9 protein-coding genes are annotated in these 7,431 nt (G+C 63.1%); 1 reads left to right on the plus strand and 8 read right to left on the minus strand.

What is annotated here, in order from left to right:
* Positions 1 to 114 precede the first annotated feature (114 nt).
* Positions 115 to 507 carry an IS200/IS605 family transposase gene (gene tnpA / locus VGM51_08440; GenBank protein HEY3413072.1) on the plus strand — a complete coding sequence of 131 codons (393 nt, stop codon included), beginning with the start codon at positions 115 to 117 and terminating at the stop codon, positions 505 to 507.
* Between the two features lie 114 nt (positions 508 to 621).
* Here the strand turns inward: tnpA and lepB (VGM51_08445) are convergent, their stop codons facing one another.
* From lepB (VGM51_08445) to VGM51_08480, 8 genes are all read right to left on the minus strand, one after another.
* A complete protein-coding gene (gene lepB / locus VGM51_08445) occupies positions 622 to 1,197 on the minus strand; it encodes a signal peptidase I (protein ID HEY3413073.1) in 576 nt (191 codons plus the stop codon).
* A gap of 139 nt (positions 1,198 to 1,336) precedes the next feature.
* Positions 1,337 to 1,885, minus strand: coding sequence for a signal peptidase I (lepB, locus tag VGM51_08450; GenBank protein HEY3413074.1), 549 nt, complete (start codon positions 1,883 to 1,885; stop codon positions 1,337 to 1,339).
* A 54-nt stretch (positions 1,886 to 1,939) separates the two neighbouring features.
* Entirely contained in the window at positions 1,940 to 2,644 is a 705-nt protein-coding gene (locus tag VGM51_08455) for an ABC transporter ATP-binding protein (GenBank protein ID HEY3413075.1), read from the minus strand.
* Positions 2,644 to 3,408: an ABC transporter ATP-binding protein gene (locus VGM51_08460; protein ID HEY3413076.1), complete on the minus strand. Its 765-nt coding sequence runs from the start codon at positions 3,406 to 3,408 to the stop codon at positions 2,644 to 2,646. Before VGM51_08460 ends, VGM51_08455 begins: the two co-directional genes overlap by 1 nt.
* A 12-nt stretch (positions 3,409 to 3,420) precedes the next feature.
* On the minus strand, positions 3,421 to 4,440 hold the full coding sequence (locus VGM51_08465) for a branched-chain amino acid ABC transporter permease (protein HEY3413077.1): 1,020 nt from the start codon (positions 4,438 to 4,440) through the stop codon (positions 3,421 to 3,423).
* A 4-nt stretch (positions 4,441 to 4,444) separates the two neighbouring features.
* Complete coding sequence (locus tag VGM51_08470) at positions 4,445 to 5,317, minus strand: branched-chain amino acid ABC transporter permease (GenBank protein HEY3413078.1); 873 nt, start codon at positions 5,315 to 5,317, stop codon at positions 4,445 to 4,447.
* Positions 5,318 to 5,448: 131 nt separating this feature from the next.
* Positions 5,449 to 6,627: an ABC transporter substrate-binding protein gene (locus VGM51_08475; GenBank protein HEY3413079.1), complete on the minus strand. Its 1,179-nt coding sequence runs from the start codon at positions 6,625 to 6,627 to the stop codon at positions 5,449 to 5,451.
* A gap of 43 nt (positions 6,628 to 6,670) precedes the next feature.
* Positions 6,671 to 7,006, minus strand: coding sequence for an STAS domain-containing protein (locus tag VGM51_08480; GenBank protein HEY3413080.1), 336 nt, complete (start codon positions 7,004 to 7,006; stop codon positions 6,671 to 6,673).
* Positions 7,007 to 7,431: the final 425 nt, after the last annotated feature.

Here is a 7,431-nt window from a genome sequence, read left to right on the forward strand (position 1 = left end):
AGTCACGGCAACACGAGCACAAAGTGCCCCTTCGGGCACTCGGCAGTCGGCGGAGGCCGACTTCGTGCAGTCGTAGCCGTGGCTTCAGCCGCCCGGACCGTGGAGGCACTCGTCGTGCGAGAACCGTACACTCAGCTCTACGTCCACCTCATGTGGGCTACATGGGATAGACTTCCGCTCCTCACGCCGGAACGCCAGAAGGCGGCGTTCGCGTGCATCCACGCCGAATGCACACAGATGCGCGCGGAAGTGCTCGCCGTAGGCGGTGTCGAAGACCACGTCCATCTTCTCGTTCGGGTGCCAGCCACGATAACCGTCGCGTCGCTGGTCCGGCAGGTTAAGGGTGCCTCGTCACACCTGCTCACCCATCAGATACCTGGCGCCGACGGGTTCAAATGGCAAGGAGCCTATGGAGCATTCACGGTCAGCCATCGCGACGTACCGATAGTCAAAGATTACGTCCGTGGACAGGCACAACACCACGGCGATGGATCGATACTGTCGTAGTTCGAGCCTCTGTGACGGCATCACGGCGACCATGATCCGAGTGCCCGAAGGGGCACTTTGTGCAGTCATTGCCGTGCCTTCAGTCGCAGGGCACTCGCGCCGCCTTGATTCGCCTTAGCGGTGGGCGATCCGCAGGGCGCCAGTGTCCGCCAGGACAGAGTCGGCTCCCGGCGCCGGGCCCGGCACGTAGCCCATAATCGCCTTGTCCGGAATCGGGCCGAAATCGCGGCTGTCCATCGAGCTGTTCACGTTGTCTCCAACCACGAAGACGCAGCGCGGCGGGACGCGCACCGCCACCAACCGACCTATGTCCGGCCGATCGCGGAGCATCTCGGCGATGCGTTGCGGCGGGCCGAGCGATTCGGGGAGCGACGCCGTTCCGTCCGATGATCTCACGATCTGAACGGTCTTACCGGCCGTGGCGTAAACGCGTTTGACGTAGAGATCGCTGCCGCGGCGGAAGACGACGATATCGTCCTTGCGCACGGTGTTCCAGCGGTAGTACTGGCGGTCCATCAGGACGAATTGGCCGTCCTGCAGCGCAGGCAGCATCGATTTGCCCTGAACCACCACCGGCTGAAAGAAGACGCTGAAAGCGACGAGCGCGACAAAGACGAATGTAAACACCGCCAGACGCGGAATGCGTGTGCGGTTGTGCCTCTCATGTATTTGCCAACTGGTTGTGTCCAAGGAGCGACCTCCCGGTTCGTATTCATCTTCATGCAGTCGTAGTTTTGTATTAGACGTATACCGCATACCGGGTGTTACTAACTAAAAATCCGGGAGGCGATGAGCGGACAAGCGTGGAAAATTATGATTTCTGCGTCGATTATGGCTCGATCGAGGCGAAAGCCGTGGGCAGGAGGCGGTGCGGCAGCGCGGCGATCGCTTCCCGGGTGGACACAACCTTGCCGACGATGGAATCGACCGCGACCGGCCCGAATTGACGGCTGTCCACCGAACAAGTGCGGTTGTCGCCAACCACAAATACCCTGTCGCGCGGCACAACGATCCGTGAAATGTGGACCATGTAGGGCTTAAGCTTCGCGAACCGCAGGATTCGATTTGCCGGGAAGGCATCGTCACCGAGGAAACCGGTGGCGCCATTGGCGAAGTTCAGCACGCGGATGGCATCGCCCGGCAGCGCATAGACGCGCTTGATGAACAACTCCCGGCCGTGGTGGAAGACCACGACGTCACCGCGCTTGAGGCTCGTCACCCCAGTGGACCGCCGGTCCATCAAGGCGACCTGGCCGTCGTGCAAAGCCGGCTGCATGGATGCGCCGGAAACCACTACCGGCCGGAACATCGAGCCCATCAGGGCGAGGGCCAGAACTATAACATAAGTGCAAATCCGGAAACTGCTTTTCCACATCATCCCCTCTTTACCTCCGACCGGCATTACGGGCGGGAGGGGGCGAAGGTTTCGGTCTCAGGCGCCCAGATAGGCGGCTTTCACCTCGGGGCTGGCGGCAATTTCGGGGGCAGGGCCGTGAAGGATGATGCGGCCGGTCTCCATCACGTAGGCGCGGTGAGCGATGTGGAGCGCCTGGTTGGCGTTCTGTTCCACGAGGAGAATGCTGACGCCGTTCGCGTTGATCTCGGTGATGATGTGGAAGATATCGCGAACGAGGAACGGCGCGAGGCCGAGCGAGGGCTCGTCGAGGAGAAGGAGTTTCGGCCGGGCCATCACGGCGCGGGCGATGGCCAGCATCTGCTGCTCGCCGCCGCTGAGCGTGCCGCCTGACTGGTGGAGCCGCTCGCGGAGGCGCGGGAAGAGGTCGAGCATGCGGTCGCGATCCTGCGCGACAGCCTGGTGATCGCGGCGGGCGTAAGCTCCCAGGGAGATGTTTTCCGCCACGGTCATCTCGGAGAAGATGCGGCGGCCTTCCGGGGCGTGCGCGATGCCGGCGGCGACGATCCGTTCCGCAGGCATTCGGTTCAGCGATTTGCCGGCGAAGGTAATCGTCCCGGACGCCGGGCGCTCCAGCCCGGAGACAGCCCGCAGGGTGGTCGTTTTCCCGGCGCCGTTGGCGCCGATCAGGGTGACGATTTCGCCCTCTTCCACGTTCAGTGAGACGTCCTGAAGGGCGCGGATGCCGCCGTAGAAGACGCTGATATTGTCCACTTGCAGCATCATTCGCCGTCTTCTCCCAGGTAGGCGGCGACGACTTTGGGATCGCTTCGGATGGCCTCCGGCTTTCCGTGGGCGATGACCTCGCCGTAATCCAGAACGTAGATGCGCTCGCAGATACCCATCACCAGCCGCATATCGTGTTCGATGAGGAGAATCGTGACGCCGAATTCGCCGATGACGTATCGGATGAAATGCATCAGGTCATCGGTTTCGGAGGGGTTGAGGCCGGCGGCGGGCTCGTCGAGCAGGAGCAGTTTCGGCTCCGTGGCGAGGGCGCGGGCGATCTCGAGGCGGCGCTGCTTGCCGTAGGGCAGGTTGCGGGCCTTCTCGTTCTCCCAAGGGTCGAGTTTCAGCACATACAGCAGATGCCGGGCGCGTTCCGTGAGCACCGTGTCGCGGGCGGCAACCGCCGGCGTGTGCAGCATCGCGCCGGCCATGCCCACCGGGTGATGGAGCGCGGCGGCGATACGCACGTTGTCCAGAGCGGTCAATTCGGGGAAGAGGCGGATGTTCTGAAACGTGCGGGCGATACCCAGCGCGGCGATCTCGCTGGGCTTGCGGCCGACAAGCGAGGTCTTTCCCAACCGAATGTCACCCGAGGTAGGGCGATAGACGCCGGTGATGAGGTTGAAGACGGTCGTCTTCCCCGCTCCGTTGGGCCCGATCATGCCCACGAGTTCGCGCGGCTGGATAGCCACGTCGAGGTCCTTGACCGCCGTGAGGCCGCCGAATTGCTTTGTGCAGTTGTCGATTTCGAAAAACATGGGCGGTGCGGGTCAGGCGTCGGGAGCCGGCGGGCGGCGGCGGAGCCTCGACAACGTGAGTTCGCGCGTGCCGAAGATGCCCTGCGGCCGGACGAGCATCAGGATGATGAGCGCCAGCGAATAGACGATCATCCGATAGTCCTGCATGAAGCGGAGAAACTCCGGGAGGAGCGTGATCAGGAAGGCGGTCAGCACGGCGCCGGTGATGCTTCCAAGGCCCCCGAGCACGACCATCAGCACGAGTTCGATGGATTTCAGGAAGCCGATGCCCTCCGCGGAAGGGACGGCGTAACGCGCATAAACGCCGGCGAGCACCCCTGCGAAACCGGCGAACATCGCGGACACGGCGAAAGCCATCACCTTTGTCTTGTAGGTGTTGATTCCGACGGCTTCGGCGGCGACCTCGTCCTCACGCACCGCCAGGAAGGCGCGACCGGGACCGCTGAGCACGAGGTTGCGAGAGACCACAACGGAGGCCATGGAGAAGGCGCATACCCAGAAGAACATCGCGGGCTTGGGAGGGATGATCTCTGTATGGGTCAACTGGAGGCCCAACGCAGCGCCCAGGGCGTCGATGTTGCGGATGATCACGCGGAGAATCTCGCCGAAACCGAGCGTCACGATGGCCAGATAGTCGCCGCGCAGGCGCAGGGAAGGCAGGCCAACCATCAGGCCGCCGATGGCGGCAAAGAGACCGCCGAGCGCCAGGAGCGCCAACAGGACCACCACCTGGCGGACGCCGGGAGGGCCGGCCAGGTGCGCGTAGAGCCAGGGGCCGCCATGGTCTGAGAAATAGATTCCCGTGTACATCCCGATCGCCAGGAATCCGGCGTGGCCGAGGCTGAACTGCCCGGTGAACCCATTGACCATGTTCAGGCTGGTCGCGAGGATGACGTTGATGCCGATGAGGATACCCAGGTGGTAGTACGTCTCGTCGAACGGCACCGGGCTCTGCGTGGTTTGCAGGTACGCGATGGCTGCCGCGACCGCCAGGAACACAGCTCCGATGATGACGGCGGGAGTGAGGCGCATCGGGCTAGACCTTTTCCACCATGCCGCGTCCCAGGAGGCCGGACGGGCGGAAGATGAGGATCGCGATCAGGAGCCCGAACGCGATGGCATCCCGATAGGACGACGCGCCGTATCCCGAGATGAGCTCCTCGGCCAATCCGAGGATGATGCCGCCCATCAGCGCGCCCGGCAGGCTGCCGATCCCGCCGATCACCGCGGCGACGAACGCCTTGAGGCCGAGCATCAGGCCCATGGTCGGTGTGATTTTTGGGTTCACTGACACGTACAGGATGGCGGCCGCGGCGGCCAGAGCGGAGCCCAGGGCGAAGGTGAAGGCGATGATCCGGTCTACGGAGATGCCCATGAGCGCGGCGGCGTCCTTGTCCTGTGAGACGGCCCGCATGGCGCGGCCCACGCGCGTTCGCTTCACGATGAACTCCAGTGCGAGGGCCAGGAGGAGCGCGGTACCGACGACTATGTAGGGGCGCAGCGCGGCGTTGGGGATCAGATCGGGAAAGGACCGCGGGTTGGCCGTCCAGAGCTTCTGGGCGCCGTTTTCAAGGAAAAGCGAGATGCCGATCGCCGTGATGAGGGCGGTCAAACGGGGCGCCGTTCTCAGGGGCCGATAAGCAAGCCGCTCGATCAGGAGTCCGAGGATGACGCAGGCGGCGACGGCCGCGAGGACGATGACCGCGATCTTCAGGGGGCTGGGATCGGCATCCGCTCCGACGGCCAGTCCCGCGAAAAGCCCCGCATAGGCGCCGACCATGAAGACGTCGCCGTGGGCGAAGTTGATCAGCTTCAATACGCCATAGACCATCGTGTAGCCCAGCGCGATGAGCGCGTAAAGGCTTCCGATCATCACGCCGTCTATCAGATGGCTGGGAAGGTTTTGCATTTCGATGGGAGTCGGGATATGGCGGGGGACCTAACCCCCCGGCTCCCTTCCCTCATTCGCTCGCTGCGCTCGCAGGGAAGGGGGGCTCGAGGGCGTACGAAGCCGTTAGGCCCCAACCCGTAACCTCTCTTCTATGGCTTGACTGTCGTGACGTAGACGAACTTGTCTCCCTTGATCTGGAGGACGACGGCGGGCTTCACCGCGTTGTGGTTGCCGTCCATGCTGATCTTGCCCGTGACTCCCGGGAAATCCTTGACGGCGGCCAGAGCGGCGATGACCTTGGAGGACTCGGTGGTGCCGGCGGTCTTCACGGCTGCGGCGTAGATGTTCATCGCGTCATAGCCCAGGGCGGCGAGGGCGTTCGGGCCTACCTTGTACTTCGCCTTGAAATCCGATACGAACTTTGTGATCACGGGGCCACCCTGCGCCTCGGAGTAGTGGTTGCTGAAATAGCAGCCTTCCAGGGCGGTTCCGGCGTTGGTGATGAGGTTGGACGAGTCCCAGCCGTCGCCACCGGCGAGGGGAACGGTGATGCCGGCCTCGCGCGCCTGCTTGGCGATCAGGCTCACTTCGGAGTAGTAGCCGGGCACGTAAATGATGTCCGGCTTTGTGCCGGCGATATCGGTGAGCTGCGCGCGGAAATTGTCGTCGCCTTCCGAGTACGCCTGGTCCACGGTAACGGTCCCGCCGAGGCGCTTGAACTCCTGCACGAAATAGTCCGCCAGGCCGACGCTGTAGGCATTGCTCTTATCGCGCAGGATGGCGGCCTTTTTTGCCTTGAGGTTGTTGGTGGCGAAACGGGCCATCACGGTGCCCTGGAAAGGGTCGATGAAGCAGACGCGGAAGATGTAATCCGCCGCTTTGCCGTTGCGCAGGGTGACCTCCGGGTTGGTGGAGGACGGCGTGATCATCGGGACCTTGTTGTCCTCACAGATGGGCGCGGCGCGCAGGCTGAGGCTGCTGGCCACCTCGCCGAGAACGAGATCGACCTTGTCCGAGGTCACAAATCGCGTGACGATGGTGGCAACCTGGTCGGCATTGCCCTGATCGTCCTGCGCGATGACGCGGACCTTCTTGCCGAGGATGCCGCCGGATTCGTTGAGCTGGTCGGCGGCGAGCTGGACCCCGCGGTCGGTGGTGATCCCGAAGTCCGCCTTGCTTCCGGTGAGGGAACCGTATTCGCCAACCAGAACATCGCCGCGCTGCGACGCGGAGCCCGACGGGCCGGCGTTCTTGTTGCAGCCGGCCAGGAGCGCCAGCGCCAGCGCGCCGAACCCCACGTAGAATATGTTCCTTGCGTTCAAAGTCATCCTTCGTTTCTCCGAGTGTGGCTTAGGGGCTGGCCCGGCGCCCCTAAGCGGCCAGCGCTTCCTTAACAGTGGGGAATATCGGGAACACCTTGTTGAGGCTGGTGATCTCGAACACCTTCAGTATCTGCGGGTTGCTGCATACGACGCGCATGGTACCGCCGTGTTCGCTGACGCGTTTGAGGCCGCCTACCAGCGAGCCGAGGCCCGTGCTGTCTATGTACTCGACCGCGGTCATATCGATGATAATGCGGTTGTCGCCGGCCTCGACGTGTTCGACGAGGGCGCTGCGCAGTTGACCGCAGTTGTATGTATCAAGTTCGCCTTCCAGGTGAAGCACCAGCACATCGCCTACCGATTCCTGGGTAATCTCAAGGTCCATCCGTGCACCTCCCATCCCGAGCGGGCATGTAGAGCGGCGCCGGGCTGTGCTTTGGACACGAGGGAGTCCGCTCGGCGCTCCAAGCGTATTGTTAGGATAATAGCCCAACGCTGCGCGCGTGTACAAACCGGGGGGATGGAGCGAGGGGGTGAAGGGGCGAGCCGAAGCGGGCAATGCAAATTGAAAAATGCAAAATGCAAATATCAGATTGGCCGGACCCCCTCGCCCGCATCAGGGTGGCGAAGGGGGCGAGGGCGCCGCCGAAGCCCCCCTACCCCCCAATTCTGTCCGATGTCAAGAGATCCTTTACAGTTTCTGACAACAGATGGTTTACACCCGGGCCTCAGCGAGAGCGGCGATGCGGACGTTTGCGAAATAGATTGCATCATCGTGTAGTTCAGGGCGAATCTCCACCCATTCGTGGA

This window comes from Armatimonadota bacterium, assembly GCA_036504095.1.
GTDB lineage: Bacteria > Armatimonadota > DTGP01 > JAKQQT01 > JAKQQT01 > DASXUL01.